The following is a 22,164-nucleotide window of genomic DNA, read 5'->3' as shown; positions in this document are numbered from 1 at the left end:
TTTTACCATATAGAATCTATATTTATAATTTTCCATATACCTTCATTATTCTTTTCGAACATAAATGAATATTTAATATCAGTTAAAACGTACTCTTTTTGTACATATCCAGTATTACCGTTAATTGTCGATATTTTTATATATCCATCCTTCTGCACTTTTTCTGGAATCCAAGCTTTTACCATTTCATTAGATACTTCATATAAAACTTGTGATTCTCGCTTTGGTTCAGCTAAAATTTTCGTTTTATTTCCAGTAACAGTTGCATATATAAAATGTGCTTGTTTTGGTTGGTTACTTTCTGTCAATCCACTTGGTACTTTGTATACTTGTTTTGTATCATTTGCAAATTCTCCCCCCATTGTAAGAGCGACTTGCAACTCATGAAAAATATCTTCATCAAACTTCAATTCATCCTTCTTATAGCTATTCCCTTTAAATTGAACTTCATTGTTTAACGCTTTATACAAGTCATTTTCATTTTTTGCATTTGTACTTTGATATAAATCATTCATAAATTGTTTTAATGTTGGATCTTGAGCAGACTCATCTTTTGTTTTAGGCTTAATTTGTGTACTACTTTGTACCGGTGATTTATTATCATCAAGCCAAGGTTGTTGAACAATAAAAAATAAAAATGTACAAGCTAAAACCACTACAATTGGCAATGCTTTTTTACGAAATGGTCTTGTATGTTTTGGAGAACCTACCTCATTACTTTGATATATAGATTGCTTTATTTTATAAATATATTCTTCTTCGTCTTTACGGTGTTCCATTGGGCCTTTTTTTAATTTTCTATACCAGTCAGGATTTTGTTTATTGTTCATCACTACCACCCTCCCCTATTAATTTTGAAACCTTACTTCTTGCTCTACTTAATCTAGATTTTACAGTTCCAATGGATACTCCTAGTGTTTCAGCTATTTCTTCATAAGATAATTCATATTTTGCGTCCAATATTATTATTTCACGGTGCTTTTTAGGTAGTTTTAATACAACTTTCCACACATCATTCATTTCTTCTTGCTTAAAAAATTCTTGTTCTGCCGACAGAGTTTGCTTATCGTCACTAAAAAATCCTACTAAAGATATTCTTTTAAAATAAGATGATTTCAAATAGTTTATTGCCGTATTTCTTGTGATTTTTAATATCCACGTTTTAATAGATGACTCCTTTCGAAATGAATTCCAATTTTTAAATACCTTTATAAATACATCTTGTGTGATATCATCTGATAAGTGTGGATCTTTCGTAATAATAAATGAATAATTCCATACATCTTGCCAATAGTCTTTTATAACATAGTCCAGCTCATCATGATTACACTTTTCAATAAACGTTTGTTCCATTTCCACACCTCAAACTTATTTGAATAAACCTAAAACTACCCTCACTTTTATTATGGTTTCAATATATAGACAAGATACAAGTTTCATTTGTTCCATTGATTATCTTTTTTCAATAGTAAAACCCTTAAATAATTACCTATATATTCTCTTAAATGACAGGTTCCATAATATCACATTTAAAACCATAGAATTTGATTTAAACAATGTATATGATGAAGTATCAACTTCCTCGAGCCATAACAAAATAGAAAAAGCATTCTCGATTAGGAAGAATGCTTTTGTGATACTTAATTGTTCTTTACGTTAAGCAAACGTATAGTGAATTTACTAAAAGATTTCACCTTATACTTAAGGTATTATTTCTGAAAAACATGTTTTACTTTTTCACCTGGAACATTGCTCCCTCCTCTTCCTTTTACATCTTCAATCATCATGGTTACAATCATGTCTGGCTCATTTGCATCAAAAGCTGCAAACCATCCAAGTTCTTTTCCGTCCACTTCTTTCGACTCTTTCAGTTCTGCTGTACCTGTTTTACCAGCAAGCGTTATACCATCAACCTTAGCAATTCTCCCCGCACCATCAGGGTCATTAATGACTTTTGTTAATGCACTCTTTAATATGTCTTGATTCTTTTTAGACACCACATTTTCTTTCCAATTTCCCGTTACTCTTGCTTCTTTTAAAAGATGGGGCGACGGAATATTCCCTTCATTCACAATCGGTGCATATGTTAATGCTAAATGAAGTGGTGTCATTAATACTTGTCCTTGTCCGTATCCCGTGTCTGCTAGTTGAATATCATTTTTTATCCCATCTCTTGTAATGATTGACATAGGAAATTCGTATTCGATTGGTAATTTTTCATGAAAACCGTATTTCTTCAGTTCATTTACATACTGTTCTTTTCCTATTTTCAAAGCTTGTTGAGCAAAATAAATATTATCAGAGTACTTCATCGCCTTATCAAAATCAATTGGACTTGCATCCTTCACACGTGTTACATAATAATTTCCCCAAGATGAATCTTTTATCCACTTCAATCCTTGAATTTTAAATTCTTCCTTAGGATTTATTGCGTTTGTTTCCAAACCAATTGCACCTGTAATCGTTTTAAATACGGAACCTGGTACGAATGCTTGTGTGAAGCGATTCATCATTGGTAGTTTCGCGTCGTTAGTCCACACCTCTCTTTGTGCTTTTGAGGCTCCTCTAACTATTATATTTGGATTATAAGCAGGGCTACTTACAAGCGCGATTGTTTCACCTGTTTTAGGATTGATCGCTGCACTAGAGCCTGCTTCATTTTTCATCTCATTATAGATTTTTTCTTGAATTGCAGCATCAATTGTTAATGTAACATTTTCCCCTGATTTCGCTTCTTTTTTTGCTACGTTTTTAATCTCTTTCCCACTCTCATCTTCTATAAATACGCGCCCACCCTTTTCACCACGTAATTTATTCTCCAGTACTTTCTCTAAGCCTGTCTTACCTATTAAATCATCAGCTTGATAACCTCTTTTTTGAAGCGATTTTAACTCCTCTGCATTCACCTTTCCTATATAGCCAGTTAAGTGTGCCGCTGCTTCACCTAATAGATACGTACGAATATTGATTGGTCTAGATGATACCCCTTCTAATTCGATATAATCATTCTGTCTAGTTCCCTCTTTTAAAATACCAATTGGTACAAAGGAATCTGGCTTTATCCATTTCGCTGTAAGCTTCTGATCGACCTCTTCTATAGACATATCCAGTAACTGTGCAACTAGTTCTTTTGTTTGCGCCGCCGTTTCGCCTAGTTTCTCTGGAATAATTCCAACCTCAGTCGCTTTACCATTCGTTGCTAGACCTTTCCCATTTCGATCGTATATTTCTCCACGTTTTCCTTGTTCTGTTTGCATACGTACTTTGTAATCTTTTTTCATACCTGGAAAAATAAAATCTGGTGTCCAATCTATTTTCCAAGATTCTTTTTCTTTCACAAGTTTTACCTCATGGATAAATGAAGCTGGTCCTCCATCCGTATCCATCTTAACTTCAAAAAGAAAGAGTTCTTTATCTTTCGTATTCTCTCCTTTCGTTTTAACTTTTAAATTCTTAACTCCAATACCCTCATAGATTTTTTGATATTTCTCTGTGAATTCCTTTTTAGAAATCGTTTTTTTTGCATGTTCTGATAAATAATCATACATATTTGCAAATTTTTTATCATTCCATAAATTGATATATTCTTCAAATGCTTGTTTTGGCGATTCATTTTTATTACATCCCACCAACATAACTGCAAAACAAAAGAAAAGCAGCATCCATAATTTTTTCAATTCAATCTTCTCCCTTAGTTAAAAAATATTTATTCCTTTCTTGATATATTAAACAAAAAATGTTTTAACGCTTAATAGACAGTGTAAGTAATGAAATTGTTCCACATTTATAGAAAAATTAAATTCTATGGTTAAGTTGCATTCGAGGGGGAAGATTTTAAGATTCTATTTAGCAATTGCTTTCGTTATTAGTGTTGTTTTAACAATTTTATTTAAAATACCTTTCAGTTCGAGTTTTCCGTTCGTATCTTTTTTGTATATATTTCACACAAAAAAGAACCCTTATACTAAGGGTTCTGCAACAGAAAATATCAAAAATATAAACAATAAAAAGAATTACTTAAAGTATAATTTTAGGCACTCTATATACTTCTTTTTCGTATCACCCCCCTGTGCAGCATGTGACAGGAGTTTAGGTCATTCTCCAGCTTATTTAGAAGAGTCATGTACATGTAAACAATTAAAAATCAATTCAGCAACTTTTACATATCCTTTTGAGTTTGGATGAATGAAATCCTTAGACCAAAGCGTATTGTCATTAACCAACTGATGATTCCAAAAGTCAACATGATGAAGCTTATACTCTCTACTCAGTGAAAATATAACTTCATTTGCCTCTAATAATTGTTCTTTTAACACTTGTTTTTTTTCAGAAGAAAAAGGAAGCCTCACTGTAAAATCTGGAAGGTTTGCTATCATAATATCAGCACCTGTTTTACTTAATGTATCTATCATAAATTCCATATCGTTCTTATATGTTTGATGATTCCAACGTCCTTTTAATACATCGTTTGCACCCGCAATGAGACTAACCAAATCTGGTTTAAAAGTTAATGCTTTTTCCAATTGCTGTGAGCGAATTTCTTTAGTTACTAACCCACGCTTTGCAAAATTAGCATATTCTATATCGTTTACACATAGTTGAACAAAATGATCTACCCAGCTTTTTAATGCAATTCCCTCAACTTCATCCCCTATCCCCTCTGTAAAACTATCACCAATCGCTACAAATCGCTTCCACATACGTATTCCCCCTTTATTATTAACCATATTTATACTATACAATAGCTCACAACGTAATTGTTATTTCTAAGTGGTTTTCGATTTCAATTAAATTCCACTTTATTATATTTACATGTAGAATCCAAAATTGACCGATTCCCAATATGCTTAGGAATCGGTCATATTCATATATTTACTAAAGAAATAAAATCTCTCTAGGCATTATACTTTTTTCAAAAAATTTGTTGTTCTTTGTTTTGCCCAATTGATACATTTCTTTTCGATTAAATGATACGAAACCATAGAAAAAAGTAGTGTCACTGTAATGCACAAAATAAGAAGGAAAAAGATAGGTATCTTTGTATACAAAAGTTTAAATAGTACCATCATGATTGGAAAGTGGCACAAATAGATACTGTATGAAATTTCTCCTAAATATACAAACACACCCTTATTTAAAAATACTTTTACTTTTAGGTTACTCATGGCCATTATAATAAATATACTAACACCCATTACAACACCCCAATCTTTTAATAAGAAAGTAGTATCATTACGGGAAAAACCATAGATTAAAATGGAATATAAATATAAAATAATCCCTATTACAATCAGAAATCCTTTATTAATTTTTTTCATATTCCTATATGAGTAGATAAGTTTTTCCTGATGCTTAAAAAGTAACATTCCAACCAGAAACATAGATGTAAAATGTAGTGTATCTGCATAACCATTATAAAACCCCTCAGCTTTCCCAATATGCAACATATTAAGAAAAACACTAATTAAAGAAAAACTCAAAGCAAATAGTATCGTTTTCTTCCAATTCAGTTTATAAAAAAGAAGGAATAACAAAGGAAACACAATAGATATACGCATTTCTTGAGCCAATGACCAAATAACTGGATTATAATTTTCGGTAAAAAAGTTATTAAGAAGCACAAAATGGTTTATAATATCTAATTTTGTTATAGACCCTTGCCACCTATCATAGAACCAATCCCGTAGCCCTACCACTTCATACGGCGAAAACAATATAAATAAAGCAAAGGTAATGATTATCCAAAAATAATAAGGAATATAGATTCTTACAAATCTCTTAATTAAATATCCCCAATAATTTGTTTTTGAATGATAAAGTGCCATAGATAAAACAAAACCACTTAGTACATAAAAAACGATAACTGCTTCCCCACCTGCCCATAAAAACCTAAGTGGGGAAAATTTAATAAAATTAGGCAACGATGGTAGCATTAAACAAAAATGTCCAAATACCACAGTAAGTGCTGCTAACCCCCGTATGGAATCTAATTCTTTTATTCTCTTACTCATAAAATGTTCTCCTTGTATATTGTAGATTTTGCTGTTCATAAAGGCCGCTATAATAGCCGTAGTGGGAAAATTGTACATAATGTCTATTTAGATCCCTCATATAAGCAGTTCAAAGTTAATCTATGTATCTGTTTTCTGATTTCCATTTCCTTATATAAATAATTTAAAACAAAATAGTTAATACAAAGAAAAGACTTTATTAATTTTTCATAAAATCTAATTACAGAAATAAGTACCGGATATTAATTTTTATTATCATTTGATGAAATAATGGATGATTGTTCTTCATGTAACTTTATTAAACTAACCTTGTACTAGAATGCTTTAAATCAAAAAATTCATAATAAACGCTATTCTTTCTGTATATTTCTACAAAAAGAATAGCGTTTTTTGATTATATAGATACAAATTTAGTTTAGCTTGATATCACTACCAATAGTTCTGAAGAACCAAATTTGAGAATTAATGCAATATTCCATGTCAAACTATCTACATAATAATCCATAATACTTTGAAACTCTTTGTTTCAGATTAATATGGATTTTTATCTTATCAAGTTAGCTTTTTATTATATCAATCGCGCTATCCCACATACCGCTGAAAAAAGAACCGATTTTACGCATAAAACGTGTAAACCAATTTGCTTGTTCTACATCAGATTTTGTTACAAGGTCTATTTGTAATGATTTACCTGATAAGAACCCAGGATCTGTACTATCTTTAGGCGAGATAATCATTTTACTTATTTTTACACCTTTTTTAATAGGCGCTTCTTGTACTTTATTCGATATTTTAAATTCTTTTTTATAAACGTCTTTATTGTCCTTCGGCATTGGAAGTGAAATAGCCTGCTTCGTTTGAACAACTACGTCTTTGTCTTTTGCATTTGCTACTCGCACTGTTTCATGCCCTTTTACCATAGAATCTTTTCCATATAGCTTCTTCACTTCAAAATTCGCAAATCCGTAATCATATAATTTCTTCGTTTCATCAAAACGTGCTGTATGAGAGTTTGTTTTTATCACTACAGAGATTAGGCGCATACCGTTTCTTTCTACTGTACCAGTGAAGCAATCACCGGCTTCTGGAGTAGTTCCTGTTTTCAACCCATCTACACCTTCATATTGCTTAATTAAACCTTTTAACATCATGTTAAAATTCACCATATCAATTGGATACTTGCCACCCTTTTGGAATGTTTTTTTGGGAATTTTTGCTGTATCTAATATTTTCGGGAAGTCTTGAATAAGACGTTGTGCTAAAATTGCACAATCTCTTGCGGACATTTTATTGTTCTCGTCTAGAGTTGTCCCTTCTGGGTGATATCCTTTTAAATCTTGGTTTGTTAAACCTGTAGAATTTACAAATTTATAATTTTTCATTCCAAACTCTTTTGACTTATCGTTCATCATTTTCACAAAATCGACTTCTTTTCCAGCAATTTCTTCAACTAAAGCAATTGTTGCACCATTTGCAGAGTAAATTGCCATTGCCTCATATAACTCTTTTACTGTATAAGAGCCACCATTTTCTAATGGAACGTTTGATAATGAGCGATCTTGCGAAATCTTATATGCATATTCAGAGATTTTAACTTTTTGATCCCATTTAAGTTTTCCTTTATCCACCGCTTCATGAACTAAATATTCACTCATCATTTTTGTCATACTAGCAATGGCTAATGATTCATCTGCATTTTTTTGATATAAAATTTTCCCGGAATTTGCTTCTACTAAAATTGCTGATCCTGCTTCTACATCTATAGCAGGAACTGTTTCAGCTGATGCTCTTCCAAATGTAACGACCATGCTATAAAATAGTATAAGCACTGTTACTATTGCAATACTTCTCTTGCAAAACATACCTTTCACTTCTGTTACCTCCAATATCTTTGTACTCAAAAAAATGTTATTCTTACATAATCCTCAAAAAATAGACAGTATTCTCAAATTCTATATACATATAAGACGTTAGGATTGCTTTCATATAGACCATCTCATCCCACACTTTTAGGCGCACTGATACTTTGTATTCCTACACACATCCCTATTTTTAATACCTTTGTATTTTTCAAGATAATCCGTACTTTCATATTTTTTAGGATTACAATGAATAGACAATCAAAATAATACATTTGTTCCACATTTTCAAAAAATAAAACCAGTGTGTCCCGATTAAATATCGAGACACACTGGTTTTATTAGCTATCAAGGATTTTAATTATTTAATTCAGCTATTTGCTAAACTCATACTAGAGATGAATTTTCCTTAGTCTAGACTATTCATTTTTATAATAAAAAAACTACATCCTATATAGAATGTAGTTTTTTCACAGATCTATCTATTTTTTAGTTCCTTTTTATAAAAATCATATAATAATTCAATAGATGAACTAGATAAAATAGGAATTGCTTTCTCAACTAATTCTCTATCCCAATCAAACCAACGCATTTCCATTAGCATATTTATTTGTGCATCAGTGAACCGTTTCTTTATTTCTTTAGTAGGATTTCCGCCCACTATTGTATACGGCGGAACATCTTTACTTACGACAGATCCTGCTGCAACGATTGCACCTTCACCGATTGTAACGCCAGGCATAATAATAGCATTCATTCCAATCCAAGCATCACTTTTAATGACTGTATCGCCCTTCGGTTCATATGAATGTTCAATTTGCTCAGCGAATGGATATACTGTAATCCATTCTGAGTGATGATTGTGATTACCACCCATTAAAATGACTACTCCACTGGCAATACAAACATAATTCCCAATAATGAGTTTATCAAGATGCCATCCCATCTGTTCAATTGGATTGAACAGTGCTCGGGACTTAGCATCCCCCCACAAATACCTTACACAGCCATCTTCAAAATTTTGATGACCATAATAACCTGAATAATAGGAGTACTCTCCTACCTCAATGAGTGGATTTGTTACTATATCTTTTAAATACTTCGTTTCTGACCAATGATTATATAATGGATGCTTCATAACTTTATTCCTCGCTTCTAAGTATTGTAGATTTTTTCAATTTACTTAGAAGCTTACTACGACTGCTACATTTTTTAGCTTTCTCAAACGACGAATCATTATCCTCAAGCCTTTCTTTTATTATAACGGAATCATAACGCGATAAATTATATAAGTCAAATTGTAAAATTATGTACTAAAACTTATGGTGTGAATTGAAATTTCAGTATTAAAATAATCGCGTTTTCAAATAATAGATCCTAATTACCTATGATAAAGATTTCTTAGTTTTACATCTAACTTCATTCTTATATTACCCTTTACTCCCTCGATATAATTTTATTATTCTTTGATTTGTCTGATAAATCAATAAATGTTAATATGATTATAGAAGATATTATCATCCTTTAGATTTCACAGCTAGTTTTTCACAAAATCGATTTTTAAATCCTTTATTATTTAGGAGGTCTAGAAGATGAAACTTTTAAGGCAATCAACAATTATTGGCGCATTGACTGTTGGAGGATTTTTATTTTCGAATACAATTAGTACACTCCCACCTGTTTCTGCTGAATCGCAACTTACACAAAAAGAATCACGATTTGTAGATACTTGGCGGTGGCAAAGTTATTTTTTATTACATCATAATGCAGATTTTATAGAAGAGTTAGCAGTTGGTGACTTAAAGCATGGAGATACATTCGATGTTACTATATATACTGGTGGTAAGGATACTGGTATTGTAAAAATATATCAATTGAGTGGAAATGAAAATGATAAAATAAACTTGCATAGATATAAAACCATCTATGACTCAGGTTTAAAACATAATTATGGTAGGTTTGTAACGCCTATTACTAAGGCTTATAATCCAGGAACATATGTAGCTGTTATGAAACTTGGAGAAAATTATTATTATGGGGGCAGCTTTAAAATCTCAAAATAATTTACGTTTATCTCACCAGTAAATAAATATTGAATACTATTTTTCTTAAACAAAAACCATTTTAAAAACTCCTCTACCTTATATAAGATAGAGGAGTTTTTTGATTGTTTTCCCCTTTTAAGGTTAGAAAAAATCCTTACTTTCTTTATAAATTATCATTTTTATTCAATAACTGTTTCCACTTCTTTAAGTTCTACAATCCAATATGCAATATTGCATATTACACATGTTCGATTTAAAAACATGTGATAATTAATTTATATAAATATCTTACATAATTATTGAAGGGAGAATGCTACATGTCTTTCTTTTCTTGGTCTCCTCTTATTTTCTTAGCAGTTGTTGCAATCATCATTTCTATTAAAAGGAATAAGAAACAATAATTTATTATTTGGAGGTGTAATAATGTCAATTGCAGCTTGGAGTGCAATTTTTATGACTTTAATCGGAGCAATATCCGGAGCAATCTTTGGTACAATCTCTTTTAGAAATAAAAGCAAAAATTAAATACTTACATAAAAACGAATTTCTAATAAAACTCTATATAAAAAAATAGCCTATAAAGTTTTATAGGCTATTTTTCATTTCATCATTATTACTTAGCTAATTCTTTCGTACCCTTCATTACATCAACGAAGAATCCCCAGTTATTCACAACAGAAGAAATACTAATATGTTCATCTGGCGTATGGACGTTGAATATATCTGGACCGAATGAAATTGCATCTAATTCAGGCATCTTTTGAACGAATACACTACATTCAATCCCTGCATGCACAGCGAAGATTTCAACATCTTTATTGTATTTTTCTTGATGCACTTTTTCAAATAAATTACGAATTTGCGAATTCGGATTGTATGGCCATTCTGGATACTCTGACTCTATTTCAAATGTTGCACCAACTAATTCAGCAATACATTTAATCTCATCTGCAATATGCTGTTTTAAACTACTTACAGAACTTCTCACTTCGTTACGTAATTTAATTTCATCTTGCAATGTTTCAATAACACCTAAATTTGTTGAGCTTTCTACTAGACCTTTAATATCCATGCTCATACTTTGAATGCCATTTGGAATTAAGAATAATGATGAAATAAGTTGCTTTTGTGTTTCTTTAGCAAATACTTTTTCTACTTTCTCATCCAATTTTGTAAGTGTAACATGAACATCTGGATCAACAGCACGCATTTCTTCTTGTAATACTCGTGTCCATGATTCTAGTATTTCTTCTACCTTCTCTACGTCTTCTGTACGTAATACAATTGTAGCTACACTTTCACGCGGAATTGCATTCGTTTTCAATCCGCCATGAACTTCACTTATATCAAATTGAATATTTGCTAATAAATCATGTAATACTCGTCCTAATACTTTGTTCGCATTACCACGTTGTTTATCAATTTCCATACCAGAATGTCCGCCTTTTAGACCACCGATATATAGACGGTATGCATCCATATTTACTGGCGCTTCATCCCAAATTACTGGAATTGTTTCAACAGCTTTCGCACCACCTGCGCTACTTACTAGTAATTTATGATCTTCTTCAGAATCAATATTAATAAAAATCTTTCCTTCAAAATGATTTGAATCAACAGCAAAAGCTCCGCCCATTGTCGTTTCTTCTTCAGTAGTAATAACCACTTCAAGTGCTGGATGCGGAATGTCTTTTGAATCTAATAAAGCTAATGCATATGCAACTGCAATCCCATTATCAGCACCTAAAGTTGTTTGATTTGCATATAACATGTCCCCAATAATTCGTAATTCAATTGGATCTTTTTCAAAATCATGTACGGTTGCTTGGTTTTTTTCACATACCATATCCATATGACCTTGAATGATAATAGCTGGTACATTTTCATAACCAGCAGTTGCTTCTTTTTTAATAATGACATTTAATGCTTCATCTTGAACTACTTCTAAATTACGCTCTTTCGCAAAACCAACTAAAAAATCACTAATTTCCTTTTCGTTACCTGATCCTCTAGGAATCTTTGAAATTTCTGCAAAATGATAAAATACAGGGTGCTTTGTTAATTGTTCTAAAGTAGAATACATTTTTAAGCTCCTCTCAAAATAACAAAATAATATGTAAGCCTTTTATCATTATACCATGATTCATTATTTTCACTTTCTATTTCATACTTTAATATCTGCTCGTTAAACATTTAAATTACATATAAAAAGAGAAAGAAAATGCACTATGCATTTTCTTTCTCTTTTTTTGCTCTCATATATTTTGAAGTACTATTATTCATTAATTTCTCTAACCGATTTATATTTTCCGTTAATGCACCTTTCACAAGAGAGAAATCTGTATTGGGTGCTTCTTTTTTTTCTTTAAAAAACGAAGACTTTTGTACATTTACTTCAGCCATCTCTTCTCCCCCTTTTCAAAAAGATACAATCTTCTATTTATATTATATCGCAAATGTAGACAGTGTGTACACGTATCATCTTCTTTTTAATTCTTCTACTTGCTGCACCGTATCTCCTTTTATTAACGAGAAATCTGATGTGCCTTTAACTCCTAGCTGGCATTCTCTCTTTTTTATTTTTGTTAATTATCATAAAATTAACAATATTAATCTGCTATTTAATAATAATATTTGATATTATAAAAAAGTAGATTTTAATGGGATTTCCATCTAATATACTCTTGGTTAAAATAATTTTTCATACAAAGAGATTAATAAAAAAATACAGTTACAACCTAGTATAGAGAAATTATTCAGCACTTTATGTAATCCGCACCTTCCATTATTACTTCAAAAAGTCGATTTTATAAACGAAACAACGATTACTGCTAACATTTATATTGATAACACTTCAAACGTTACATATCAGAGTTGAGTTGGTATTGCACATAAAATTGAAGAAATTTCAGACGATAGATTATTTTTAGAATCTAAAAATTTATTACAGCTAGTATTTCAGCAAGAGGAACAAGGAAGTAACATTGTAGGAACTCTTCCAAACCATATCGTACAAAATATTGAAAATTTTTTCCCTTTGTCTATTCAAGAAGGGAAAACAATGTTAATAGGGAATGGATTTAATTCCTTATATGCTGAAAATTTTATAATAGATTTAAAATCAACACATTCTATTTACACTATTATGCGTCTAGATACAACCGAAAAGAATGAGGTTATTTCTGACAATGGATTCTTTGTTATTGAATCACCAAACACCCAATGGCTATTAACTCGAAATATAATAAATGATTCCTTTGATATAATCCATTTAACCAAAAATCTTTTCGAAAATGAAATAGCAAAACTAATAAAAGATTAATCCTTTAAGACGGGAGTATATTTATATTGAATAAACAACAGCATTCTAGCAAAAAAAAGGAAGGCTTTTTCGAAAATAGGATATTACCTATCATCACTGTTCTTTCAGGTGTCATTCTACTAGTGTACAAAGGGTTAGAATTTATTTCAAAGCATGTATTAATTTTAATCTTATTTACCCTAATTATTGCTTCGTTATACTTATTGTTTATGAAACAAATAGTTGGTGCTGCTATTGGATTCATCTTTGCAGCCCTTGGGTATTTTATGTATAAAATCATTTTTAAACAAAAAAAGAAATAACGCATAAACAAATCATAAAGAGGTAATGTAAAAGAGAATGTTTTTACGCATTCTCTTTTACATTACCCTTTTTTATATACTTATATGGAATTGTCTCTACAAATTTTTCTAATCGATCCACATTTTGAGTCAATGCACCCTTCACAAGAGAGAAATCTGTATTGGGTGCTTCTTTTTTTTCTTTAAAAAACGAAGACTTTTGTACATTTACTTCAGCCATCTCTTCTCCACCTTTTCAAAAAGATACAACCTTTTATTTATATTATATAGCAAATGCAGACAGGGTGTACACGTATCATTTTCTTTTTAATTCATCTTCTAATTCTTCTACTTGCTGCAAAGTATCTCCTTTTATTAACGAGAAATCTGTTGTATCTTCATTATCTTCTTTAAAAAAATCATTATTATTATCTTTTATCACTACAATCACCTCTACGTGCTAGTGTAGGAATGATTGTCCGATTTTATACAAGTTTGTCTAAATTCGCTTTACCTTTATGTATAAGTGAAAAGGACAGAAAAAAATCCTGTCCTTATTTACTAAAATAACTATGATGTATTGTTAAATTATATACATTTTCAAAATCCCGATCTTGAAGATTATTTTTCTTCCCGTCAATAACAATGAAAACATCACTCACTATTTTTGCTGGTATAATTCCGACATTCTCTACTTGCACTGCTTTCTGCTCATTCAATTGCTCGATGTGTTCAAACGGAACCATAATACTAAATTGAGAGCGAATACCACGAAAGTTTGTATTTAATTCCTTTGCCGCTTCAAATACAACTATTTTCGCCCCAATTTTTTCCCCATATGAATCTAAAAACACGTTTAAGCTCTTTGTATATTCCTCTTCCGTATGCCATTCCATCGTACCGAATACTGCTGAATTGACATTTTGAATAATTGTTGTGTAAATTTCTCCTCTTGCTTTAGAAGCAATTAATGATCGTTTTATCGATTGGACAGTCTTACCGATATCGCTAAATTTCGCTCCCCATATTTCTGAAATATTTGGTGTTAAAATAAATGCGATATCAACAAAAATAACCATTGCAGTGAACATTAAAAGATTTTTCCAGAGGGTTAAATCAATTCCTTTTATCATGAAATACACGGTGACTGATATTATAAACAACCCATACCAAGTCTTTCTAATACGTTGCTTCTTCTCCTCGTACAACTCTTCGTTTTTCCAATAAAAGAAAACAAGTACTAGAAAAACGATTGCTAAAATAAATAGGCCGATTCGAATGTTAGAGATCACCAATGACATCACCCTCCATTCAAAAACTACTCACGATATCATTACATGCACAAGCAGCTCTCTTTATGACAAAAGACGTGGACAAGCTTCTAAATTTAGCTACATCGCATATACATTAGAAGGTGCCACGTCTTTTATCTTGAATCTACATTGTATATGTAGACAAGCATGCGTTTCAAATGTTCATGTTAAAAAGTAATATGTTTCGGAATTTCCCCTTCAGGTACTTCTCTATCCATACTTAAGTAATAATGCCGAATCGGACGTAAATTTTCGTCTAATTCATAAACGAGCGGTATACTCGTTGGAATATTTAATGAAACAACACCATCACTTGAAAGATTGTCTAAATATTTTACTAGAGAGCGAATTGTGTTACCATGTGATGAAATGATTACTTTGTTACCATTCTTTAATTTCGGCGCAATTTCTGAATGCCAATAAGCAAGTACTCTTTTCTCCGTATCCACTAAACATTCTGTCAATGGAAACTCACCTTTTTTCAGTGCTTTATATCTTGGATCATTCATTTCATACCTAGGATCATCTTCAGTAAGAGCAGGTGGTCTTACATCAATACTTCTTCTCCAAATATGAACTTGCTCCTCACCATATTTTTGCGCTGTTTCATCTTTATTCAACCCTTGTAATGCACCATAATGTCTTTCATTTAGCTTCCAAGATTTATGTACTGGCACCCAGGAAAGATCCATCTCGTGAAGTACAATCCATAACGTCCGAATAGCTCGTTTTAATACAGATGTATAAGCAACATCAAAAGTATATCCATTTTTCTTTAATATCGATCCTGCTTCTCTCGCTTCACTTAATCCATTCTCAGATAAATCAACATCTGTCCATCCAGTAAAACGATTTTCAAGATTCCATAAACTTTGTCCGTGACGAATAAGTACAAGTTTTATCATTATAATTCCCCTCTCGGAAATATGAATTTTAATGCTCCATTGCGTACACATATAAAGTTTTTGGTAATGTAATTTTTTTATCCACACATACTACGATTTATTCATATTTGCCAAATGTATGGATAAAACTTTATCTTTTTCAAACTATAAAACAGATGTTTTTATTCATTACTTTTGATCAACTGGTATTTCCCGTTTTGATATCCATGCATCAAAACCAGAACGACTATTTGCCATTTCATTCATAACTTGATGCCAGTTTTCTTCACATGATTCACCAAATTTTGAAAAAATAGCACTCATTTGTTGCCTTTGTACATCGCTCAGTTTTCTCTCTAAATTCACACCTTTTTCTGTTAAAGACAACTGTTTCACACGGCGGTCATGTGTAGCTTCATTACTCTCAATTAAGCTCTTTTCCACAAGTTGACGGAGTGGTCCGTGAAGAGCTTGTTTACTTATTTCTAACAGCGATAATAACTCATTAACACTTATCCCTGGAAAGCGTGCGATAAAAAATAAAATTCGGTGATGTACTCGTTGTATACCATACTCTTTTATAATTTCATCTGGCTTTTCAGTAAATGTTTTATATGCAAAGTAAAATAATGCTAATGCTTCATTCATCTGTTCTTCTTTATGTTGTGTCATCTACTTTCCCCCTGTATGTAAATTATAACACAATCCAGTAATCTATATTTTAATGAACGCATTGGAACTTCTTTAGTTTATTGAAATATTCGTTGCACAATTAGGAGATGATTCACTTGAAAACGCAATATACCGTAAGTACATATTTATTAGATCGACTACGTGAATTAGGAATCGAGCATATATTTGGTGTTCCTGGTGATTATAATCTTGCCTTTTTAGATGATGTAATGGCACATGAAAATTTAAAGTGGATTGGCAACTGTACTGAATTAAATGCGGCATATGCTGCAGATGGATACGCTCGCATAAAAGGAATTGCAGCTCTTATTACCACCTTTGGCGTTGGAGAATTAAGCGCTCTAAACGGAGTTGCTGGCTCATATGCCGAAAACGTACCAGTTATAAAAATCACGGGGACACCACCAACAACAATAATGGAAAATGGAGAGCTTGTTCATCATACTTTAGGCGATGGAAAGTTTGATCACTTTTCCAATATGTATCGAGAAATTACTGTAGCACAAACAAATTTAACCCCTGAACATGCAGCTGAGGAAATCGATCGCGTGTTACGCGCATGTTGGCGCGAGAAACGCCCAGTTCATATTAATTTGCCGATTGATGTGTATAATAAACCAATTAATAAACCTACGGAACCAATTTTACATAAACCAATTTTAAGTAATAAAGAAACGCTCGATAAAATGCTTTTACATGTCACTTCAAAAATAAAAAGCGCCAAAAAACCTGTAATTTTAGCGGATTTTGAAGTAGATCGATTTCACGCTAAAGAATATTTATATCAACTCGTAGAACAAACTGGGTTTCCTATCGCAACGTTAAGTATGGGGAAAGGTATATTCCCTGAAAAACATCCTCAGTTTATAGGAATTTATACTGGTGATGTTAGTTCTCCGTACTTACGAAAAAGAATTGATGAATCTGACTGTATTATTAGTATTGGTGTGAAATTGACTGACACTATTACAGGCGGATTCACACAAGGTTTTACGAAAGAGCAAGTTATAGAAATTCATCCATACACTGTTAAAATTATAGATAAAAAATATGGACCAGTTGTAATGAAAGATGTTTTACAACAGTTAACTGATGTAATTGAACATCGAAATGAGGAAACACTTGATATTAAGCCATTTATTTCAGAATCACTATCTATTACTGAAAAGTTTAATCCAAAGCCACAAATGGTTACGCAAAAACGTTTTTGGCAGCAAATGTACCAGTTCTTACAAGAAAACGACGTCTTAATCGTAGAGCAAGGAACACCTTTCTTTGGTAGTGCCGCTATACCTTTACCAAACAACACTACATATGTTGCGCAACCACTATGGGGATCGATTGGTTATACATTACCTGCTCTACTTGGTACACAACTCGCTGATTTATCACGGCGCAACATTTTAATTATTGGTGATGGTTCATTTCAATTAACTGTCCAAGAGTTATCGACTATACTACGTCAAAATTTAAAACCGATTATATTTTTAATTAATAACAACGGATACACTGTTGAACGTGCAATTCATGGTCAAAACGAACCGTATAATGACATACAAATGTGGGATTACACAAAACTAGCGAACGTATTCGGATCAGAAGAGAAAAGCCTAACATTTAAAGTGGAATATGAAACAGGGTTAGCAGAAGTTTTAACGGAAAAAACTTTAAATAAGAATCAACTTATCTTTGTTGAAGTTATAATGAGCCAAGCGGATCAGCCTGAATTGTTAGCTAAACTTGGGAAAAGATTCGGCCAGCAAAATGCTTAAAAAGAAAAGCGTAACTATAAATAGGTTACGCTTTTCTTTTTAAATTTTTATTCAGCAAGCGTTAACTGCCAAGACACACCATACTTATCATTTAACCAACCAAATTTTTTACTAAACGGATAAGCACCTAAAGGCATAAGTACTGCTCCATCTTGGGCTAGTTTATTAAAAGCCGTTTCAATTTCTTCTTCTGTCTCACAAGTTACATAAAGAGACATAGCTGGTGTAAATGTAAAATTATGATTTACATAACTATCTATGCACATGAACTCTTGTCCGTGTAAAGTAAAAGTTGCATGAATTACAGTACCCTCTTTACCAGGTCCGTTTTCATCGTAGCGAGAGATACTTACAATTTCTGATTGATCGAATAGCGACGTGTAAAAGTTCATCGCCTCTTCAGCTTTACCTTCAAACATTAAAAACGTAGTAATTTTTTGATTTGTGTTACTCATATAGAGACAACCCCTTGTTATGTATTTATGTAAAACATACATCGGCCAACAAAAAACGAACGTACATTCCCATGAGTTTATTGTCTATAAAAACGATAAGTTTGTCAATTATCTACTTTCTTATTTCTTCTTAAATAATGCTGTCCAAAGAAATGATTCTCCAAACATAGTATTTGGTTGTTCAATTTGCTTCATCTTTCTAATTTCAATCACTTCAAATTCTTTAAATATCTCTCTTAATTTCTCTTCAGAGTATGCAAGACCACCTTGCAGACTCCATCCTCTATATACGTCCCAATCTGATATTTCCGAGCCATTTCGTTCATCTAAATCACCTGCCGCAAAACATGTTAATCCAAAATAACCACCCGATTTCAAGGAGTTTTTAATTAAATTCACATAATTTATTCTTCTATGCGGTGGAATATGATGTAAACAGCCCGAATCGTATACAAAGTCAAAATCATTTTGACCCTCTAAATTAAAAATCGAATCACAAATAAAGTGAATTTCTATTTCTTTTGCTAACGCTCTCTCTTTCCCCCAATTAATGCCCTCTATAGATAAATCTACCGCTGTTACATCAAACCCTTCATTTGCTAGATAAATTGCATTTCTACCCGGACCACATCCAAGTTCTAGTACTTTTCCTTTTGAAACCCGCTTTTTTTGTATATACGAAACTAGGTTCTCATCTGGAACATTTTCAAAAAACGGAACATCCTTTTCTCTATTCTTATAAAATTCATTCCAAAATGGTTCTGCCGGTCTTAATAATGAATCAAGCATTTCAATAATATCTTCTTGAATATGTAACGTTTCATTTTTCATTTGTATCCCTCCAGTTTAATAGTCAGAAAATTGTTATATATCTTTTCGAACTTTCAAACAAAGAAAAAACTCCTAAAATAAATTGGATTTAAAATAAATATTCGGTCAATACTGTATGTAGGCTGTATGCCAACATTCATTTAAAGTAGTCTTCTCTGTATCTCCTTGTATTGAGCAGTTAGCTTTTGCTAGCTGCTCTTTTATTTCGTTCCTGCTCTTGCTTCTTGAAGAATTCTTTAACTGCATTTTCCCAATAAGTACACATATCCATTCCCCTTGTCTACAAAATGAAATTTTTATTTTGTTATACGCTTCACTTCTTCAATCAACGAAGATACGAGATTAAAATCACCTTTAAAGATGTTCCATTCAAAAAGCATTCCTTCATATCCTCAAGTAATTCCTCAGCAGTTTCGATTCCTTCTATATTCATTCTTCCTTTCTCCAAAATAACTATTTTATTAATAATCTTTAATGAGCTAATCCTTACAGTTTTGTAATACTAATGTCACTAAAATCAATTTTTTCACTATAAACTCTTTACTATAATTTCCCTTATACACAAACAAGAATTGTTAAGAAATAACTAAGAATTAATTAAGAGACTGTTAAGCCTCAGTTAAAAATTTTTTCACGTAATAAAGTTATAGACACAATATAAGGAGCGATTTAAAAATGGCTTTTTCTCAATTAAATATTGCTGCTTTTCGAGCTATCAATGATTTAGGGAAGCAATATTCATCTCTAAACTCAACTATGGTATTTTTAGCAGAATATATGGTGTATTTTTTAGGTTTAATTATTATCGCTTATTGGTTTACTCAATCTAGACAAAACAAAATGGTGATTATTCAAGCAATGATTGCTTTCATAACTGCTGAAATAATTGGAAAATTAGCAGGGAAATTACACTTAAATTATCAACCATTTGCAGTTTTACCTAACGTTAATAAACTTGTCGATCATGCAGTTGATAATTCATTTCCTAGCGATCATACGATTCTATTTTTTTCAATTTGTTTTTCATTCTGGCTTGTTCATAAAAAGGCTAGATGGTTATGGCTTGTGCTTGCATTCTGCATAGCTATTTCTCGTATTTGGGTAGGAGTTCATTATCCTTTCGATGTCATGACAGGAGCTCTAATAGGAATTATTTCAGCACTATTTTCGTATTGGTTAACACCACAAATTACATTCATCAAACAACTACTTAATCTTTACGAAAAAATAGAACAGCATGTACTACCATCCAAAAGCAATTCGAAAAACTTTTAATTAATCACAAAGCTAAAAAGATTACATATAATATCAAGTATTTTTTTATATTGTTGTGATCGAAGAGCGCTCCCTTAGGTGCTCTTTAATTTTAAAATAATAATTTTATGAAGCCTTTTCACCTTTTAACCGGACAAGCATATATTATTGTATGGAGGAATCCACTCATAAAAATCTACCTTTCTTGTCAAAGAGCATGCTTATATACGTGCTCTTTTTTATTATGTTTTCTTTCATTTCTAAATAACATTTTTAACTCTGTTCATACTATGTTTTCAACTTTAGGTTACAAACCATTTCTGTAAGCGTGGTGTTTCCTTTGTACAACAGGTAGTTAGTTTTATTCATAACAGTACACCTCTGCACTATTCACTATAAATTTTCATATATTGTATTGTGCTTGTCCAAAACGTGAGGTTATTACTCACGCAATCTAAATGAAAGAAAGGAGTGAAAATATGCGCTCATCTAGTCGTAAGCTCTCAAACTTTAATTGTGGCGCACAAGCCCCCAGTACTCTACCAGCTCTCGGTTTTGCTTTTAATGCTACTTCACCTCAATTTGCAACACTATTCACGCCACTACTACTACCTAGCACGGGCCCAAATCCTAATATTACTGTCCCTGTAATCAATGATACAATTAGTACAGGAACTGGTATTAGAATTCAAGTAGCTGGTATTTATCAAATCAGTTATACATTAACAATCAGCCTCGATAATGTTCCAGTAGCCCCGGAAGCAGCGCGCTTTTTCTTGACACTAAACTCATCAACTAATATTATTGCAGGATCTGGAACCGCAGTCCGTTCTAATATCATTGGCACTGGTGAAGTAGATGTATCCAGCGGTGTCATTCTAATTAACTTAAACCCTGGTGATTTAATTCAAATTGTACCCGTTGAAGTAATTGGTACAGTAGATATTCGTTCTGCCGCTTTAACAGTTGCACAAATTCGTTAATAAAAACAATATGCTTGATTAATTAACATTTAATATTCCTTATACACCCCAAAATATATGTTATAGATTTGACACACATTTATATCAAACAAGCATATTTTATTGTATTGTGACTATCTAGTCATACAAATCTAAAGCGTTCATAAGAGCACACTTATATGTGTGCTTTATTTTTTATGAAAATCAAGCTTTAAACAAACACCACTCTAAAACAGCATGCATATAATGTCATGTTTCCTCTTTCAACTTATATTTTGGAGCAGAGCGCTATAAAAAGCGCTCTATATATTTAAATAAAGATTATATATAAACTGCACATATACTAGAAACATACATACAATACTCATGATTATTTCAGAATTAGCCATTGAGCACCTTTTACAGTACTCTTTATTTGTTACTAAATAAGGGTTTTGTTAAAGAACTTAATAAAATTCAATATTTTGCTAATATTAATCATA

Annotated in this window: 22 protein-coding genes; 6 read left to right on the top strand and 16 right to left on the bottom strand. The window is 31.8% G+C overall.

Going from position 1 to position 22,164, the window contains the following annotated elements:
* Window positions 1-2 precede the first annotated feature (2 nt).
* The 7 genes from V7S50_RS13560 to V7S50_RS13530 all read right to left on the bottom strand — a co-directional run bounded on the left by V7S50_RS13560 (window position 3) and on the right by V7S50_RS13530 (window position 9,008).
* Entirely contained in the window at window positions 3-830 is an 828-nt protein-coding gene (locus V7S50_RS13560) for an SH3 domain-containing protein (RefSeq protein WP_242253247.1), read from the bottom strand.
* Entirely contained in the window at window positions 820-1,353 is a 534-nt protein-coding gene (locus V7S50_RS13555) for an RNA polymerase sigma factor (RefSeq protein ID WP_063223884.1), read from the bottom strand. The genes V7S50_RS13560 and V7S50_RS13555 overlap by 11 nt, the downstream gene beginning before the upstream one ends.
* A 356-nt stretch (window positions 1,354-1,709) precedes the next feature.
* On the bottom strand, window positions 1,710-3,677 hold the full coding sequence (locus V7S50_RS13550) for a penicillin-binding transpeptidase domain-containing protein (RefSeq protein ID WP_242253245.1): 1,968 nt from the start codon (window positions 3,675-3,677) through the stop codon (window positions 1,710-1,712).
* Between the two features lie 429 nt (window positions 3,678-4,106).
* Window positions 4,107-4,727 (bottom strand): SGNH/GDSL hydrolase family protein, encoded by a 621-nt coding sequence (locus V7S50_RS13545; RefSeq protein WP_242253243.1) that lies wholly within the window; start codon window positions 4,725-4,727, stop codon window positions 4,107-4,109.
* A gap of 174 nt (window positions 4,728-4,901) precedes the next feature.
* Window positions 4,902-6,050 (bottom strand): acyltransferase family protein, encoded by a 1,149-nt coding sequence (locus tag V7S50_RS13540; protein WP_242253242.1) that lies wholly within the window; start codon window positions 6,048-6,050, stop codon window positions 4,902-4,904.
* A 518-nt stretch (window positions 6,051-6,568) separates the two neighbouring features.
* Window positions 6,569-7,882: a D-alanyl-D-alanine carboxypeptidase family protein gene (locus tag V7S50_RS13535; RefSeq protein ID WP_286676870.1), complete on the bottom strand. Its 1,314-nt coding sequence runs from the start codon at window positions 7,880-7,882 to the stop codon at window positions 6,569-6,571.
* 466 nt (window positions 7,883-8,348) lie between these two features.
* The gene (locus V7S50_RS13530; protein WP_242253239.1) at window positions 8,349-9,008 is read right to left on the bottom strand and encodes a CatB-related O-acetyltransferase; all 660 of its coding nucleotides are present in this window, start codon (window positions 9,006-9,008) and stop codon (window positions 8,349-8,351) included.
* Between the two features lie 454 nt (window positions 9,009-9,462).
* Between V7S50_RS13530 and V7S50_RS13525 the strand changes: the two genes are divergently transcribed.
* Window positions 9,463-9,933, top strand: coding sequence for a DUF5065 family protein (locus tag V7S50_RS13525; RefSeq protein ID WP_063223878.1), 471 nt, complete (start codon window positions 9,463-9,465; stop codon window positions 9,931-9,933).
* 595 nt (window positions 9,934-10,528) lie between these two features.
* Here the strand turns inward: V7S50_RS13525 and pepD are convergent.
* Both pepD and spoIISB (V7S50_RS13515) read right to left on the bottom strand, forming a co-directional pair.
* The gene (gene pepD, locus V7S50_RS13520) at window positions 10,529-11,998 is read right to left on the bottom strand and encodes a beta-Ala-His dipeptidase (protein WP_242253237.1); all 1,470 of its coding nucleotides are present in this window, start codon (window positions 11,996-11,998) and stop codon (window positions 10,529-10,531) included.
* Window positions 11,999-12,141: 143 nt separating this feature from the next.
* Window positions 12,142-12,318: a stage II sporulation protein SB gene (gene spoIISB / locus V7S50_RS13515; protein WP_063223876.1), complete on the bottom strand. Its 177-nt coding sequence runs from the start codon at window positions 12,316-12,318 to the stop codon at window positions 12,142-12,144.
* Between the two features lie 658 nt (window positions 12,319-12,976).
* On the opposite strand from spoIISB (V7S50_RS13515), the gene V7S50_RS13510 reads away from it, so the two are divergent.
* Window positions 12,977-13,237: a hypothetical protein gene (locus V7S50_RS13510; RefSeq protein ID WP_252209273.1), complete on the top strand. Its 261-nt coding sequence runs from the start codon at window positions 12,977-12,979 to the stop codon at window positions 13,235-13,237.
* Window positions 13,238-13,263: 26 nt separating this feature from the next.
* A complete protein-coding gene (locus V7S50_RS13505; RefSeq protein WP_242253232.1) occupies window positions 13,264-13,539 on the top strand; it encodes a hypothetical protein in 276 nt (91 codons plus the stop codon).
* Between the two features lie 43 nt (window positions 13,540-13,582).
* On the opposite strand, the gene spoIISB (V7S50_RS13500) is transcribed toward V7S50_RS13505, so the two are convergent.
* The 5 genes from spoIISB (V7S50_RS13500) to V7S50_RS13480 form a co-directional block, all read right to left on the bottom strand.
* Window positions 13,583-13,759 (bottom strand): stage II sporulation protein SB, encoded by a 177-nt coding sequence (spoIISB, locus tag V7S50_RS13500; RefSeq protein ID WP_242253230.1) that lies wholly within the window; start codon window positions 13,757-13,759, stop codon window positions 13,583-13,585.
* A gap of 75 nt (window positions 13,760-13,834) precedes the next feature.
* Window positions 13,835-13,960, bottom strand: a complete 126-nt coding sequence (locus V7S50_RS13495) for a hypothetical protein (RefSeq protein WP_061530834.1) — start codon at window positions 13,958-13,960, stop codon at window positions 13,835-13,837.
* Window positions 13,961-14,072: 112 nt separating this feature from the next.
* Window positions 14,073-14,810, bottom strand: coding sequence for a type II toxin-antitoxin system SpoIISA family toxin (locus V7S50_RS13490; RefSeq protein WP_242253552.1), 738 nt, complete (start codon window positions 14,808-14,810; stop codon window positions 14,073-14,075).
* 188 nt (window positions 14,811-14,998) lie between these two features.
* Window positions 14,999-15,736 carry a 2,3-diphosphoglycerate-dependent phosphoglycerate mutase gene (gene gpmA, locus V7S50_RS13485; protein ID WP_242253228.1) on the bottom strand — a complete coding sequence of 246 codons (738 nt, stop codon included), beginning with the start codon at window positions 15,734-15,736 and terminating at the stop codon, window positions 14,999-15,001.
* Between the two features lie 168 nt (window positions 15,737-15,904).
* Window positions 15,905-16,387, bottom strand: coding sequence for a MarR family winged helix-turn-helix transcriptional regulator (locus V7S50_RS13480; protein WP_063223870.1), 483 nt, complete (start codon window positions 16,385-16,387; stop codon window positions 15,905-15,907).
* A 107-nt stretch (window positions 16,388-16,494) separates the two neighbouring features.
* On the opposite strand from V7S50_RS13480, the gene V7S50_RS13475 reads away from it, so the two are divergent.
* Entirely contained in the window at window positions 16,495-18,180 is a 1,686-nt protein-coding gene (locus V7S50_RS13475) for an alpha-keto acid decarboxylase family protein (protein WP_242253226.1), read from the top strand.
* Between the two features lie 47 nt (window positions 18,181-18,227).
* Here V7S50_RS13475 and V7S50_RS13470 read toward each other — a convergent pair whose 3' ends face one another.
* Together V7S50_RS13470 and V7S50_RS13465 are read right to left on the bottom strand one after the other, a co-directional pair.
* Window positions 18,228-18,635 (bottom strand): VOC family protein, encoded by a 408-nt coding sequence (locus V7S50_RS13470; protein ID WP_242253224.1) that lies wholly within the window; start codon window positions 18,633-18,635, stop codon window positions 18,228-18,230.
* 120 nt (window positions 18,636-18,755) lie between these two features.
* Complete coding sequence (locus V7S50_RS13465; RefSeq protein WP_242253221.1) at window positions 18,756-19,466, bottom strand: class I SAM-dependent methyltransferase; 711 nt, start codon at window positions 19,464-19,466, stop codon at window positions 18,756-18,758.
* A gap of 675 nt (window positions 19,467-20,141) precedes the next feature.
* Between V7S50_RS13465 and V7S50_RS13460 the strand changes: the two genes are divergently transcribed.
* Together V7S50_RS13460 and exsF are read left to right on the top strand one after the other, a co-directional pair.
* Window positions 20,142-20,741, top strand: coding sequence for an undecaprenyl-diphosphatase (locus tag V7S50_RS13460; RefSeq protein WP_242253218.1), 600 nt, complete (start codon window positions 20,142-20,144; stop codon window positions 20,739-20,741).
* Window positions 20,742-21,199: 458 nt separating this feature from the next.
* The gene (gene exsF, locus V7S50_RS13455) at window positions 21,200-21,703 is read left to right on the top strand and encodes an exosporium protein ExsF (protein WP_242253217.1); all 504 of its coding nucleotides are present in this window, start codon (window positions 21,200-21,202) and stop codon (window positions 21,701-21,703) included.
* Window positions 21,704-22,164: the final 461 nt, after the last annotated feature.

Source organism: Bacillus sp. CCNWLW194, from assembly GCF_037120585.1.
Taxonomy (GTDB): Bacteria; Bacillota; Bacilli; order Bacillales; family Bacillaceae_G; genus Bacillus_A; species Bacillus_A basilensis.
Note: the sequence above shows the minus strand (reverse complement) of the source record. Positions and strands in the feature narration are given on the sequence as shown.

Bases quoted from the DNA above. Each gene is read 5' to 3' on its own strand.
- V7S50_RS13475 (WP_242253226.1), top strand. From the start codon at position 16,495: ATGATTCACTTGAAAACGCAATATACCGTAAGTACATATTTATTAGAT.
- pepD (WP_242253237.1), bottom strand. From the start codon at position 11,998: ATGTATTCTACTTTAGAACAATTAACAAAGCACCCTGTATTTTATCAT.
- V7S50_RS13530 (WP_242253239.1), bottom strand. From the start codon at position 9,008: ATGAAGCATCCATTATATAATCATTGGTCAGAAACGAAGTATTTAAAA.
- V7S50_RS13480 (WP_063223870.1), bottom strand. From the start codon at position 16,387: ATGACACAACATAAAGAAGAACAGATGAATGAAGCATTAGCATTATTT.
- gpmA (WP_242253228.1), bottom strand. From the start codon at position 15,736: ATGATAAAACTTGTACTTATTCGTCACGGACAAAGTTTATGGAATCTT.
- V7S50_RS13470 (WP_242253224.1), bottom strand. From the start codon at position 18,635: ATGAGTAACACAAATCAAAAAATTACTACGTTTTTAATGTTTGAAGGT.
- V7S50_RS13555 (WP_063223884.1), bottom strand. From the start codon at position 1,353: ATGGAACAAACGTTTATTGAAAAGTGTAATCATGATGAGCTGGACTAT.
- V7S50_RS13510 (WP_252209273.1), top strand. From the start codon at position 12,977: ATGTTAATAGGGAATGGATTTAATTCCTTATATGCTGAAAATTTTATA.
- exsF (WP_242253217.1), top strand. From the start codon at position 21,200: ATGCGCTCATCTAGTCGTAAGCTCTCAAACTTTAATTGTGGCGCACAA.
- V7S50_RS13460 (WP_242253218.1), top strand. From the start codon at position 20,142: ATGGCTTTTTCTCAATTAAATATTGCTGCTTTTCGAGCTATCAATGAT.
- spoIISB (WP_242253230.1), bottom strand. From the start codon at position 13,759: ATGGCTGAAGTAAATGTACAAAAGTCTTCGTTTTTTAAAGAAAAAAAA.
- V7S50_RS13560 (WP_242253247.1), bottom strand. From the start codon at position 830: ATGAACAATAAACAAAATCCTGACTGGTATAGAAAATTAAAAAAAGGC.
- spoIISB (WP_063223876.1), bottom strand. From the start codon at position 12,318: ATGGCTGAAGTAAATGTACAAAAGTCTTCGTTTTTTAAAGAAAAAAAA.
- V7S50_RS13465 (WP_242253221.1), bottom strand. From the start codon at position 19,466: ATGAAAAATGAAACGTTACATATTCAAGAAGATATTATTGAAATGCTT.
- V7S50_RS13545 (WP_242253243.1), bottom strand. From the start codon at position 4,727: ATGGTTAATAATAAAGGGGGAATACGTATGTGGAAGCGATTTGTAGCG.
- V7S50_RS13525 (WP_063223878.1), top strand. From the start codon at position 9,463: ATGAAACTTTTAAGGCAATCAACAATTATTGGCGCATTGACTGTTGGA.
- V7S50_RS13540 (WP_242253242.1), bottom strand. From the start codon at position 6,050: ATGAACAGCAAAATCTACAATATACAAGGAGAACATTTTATGAGTAAG.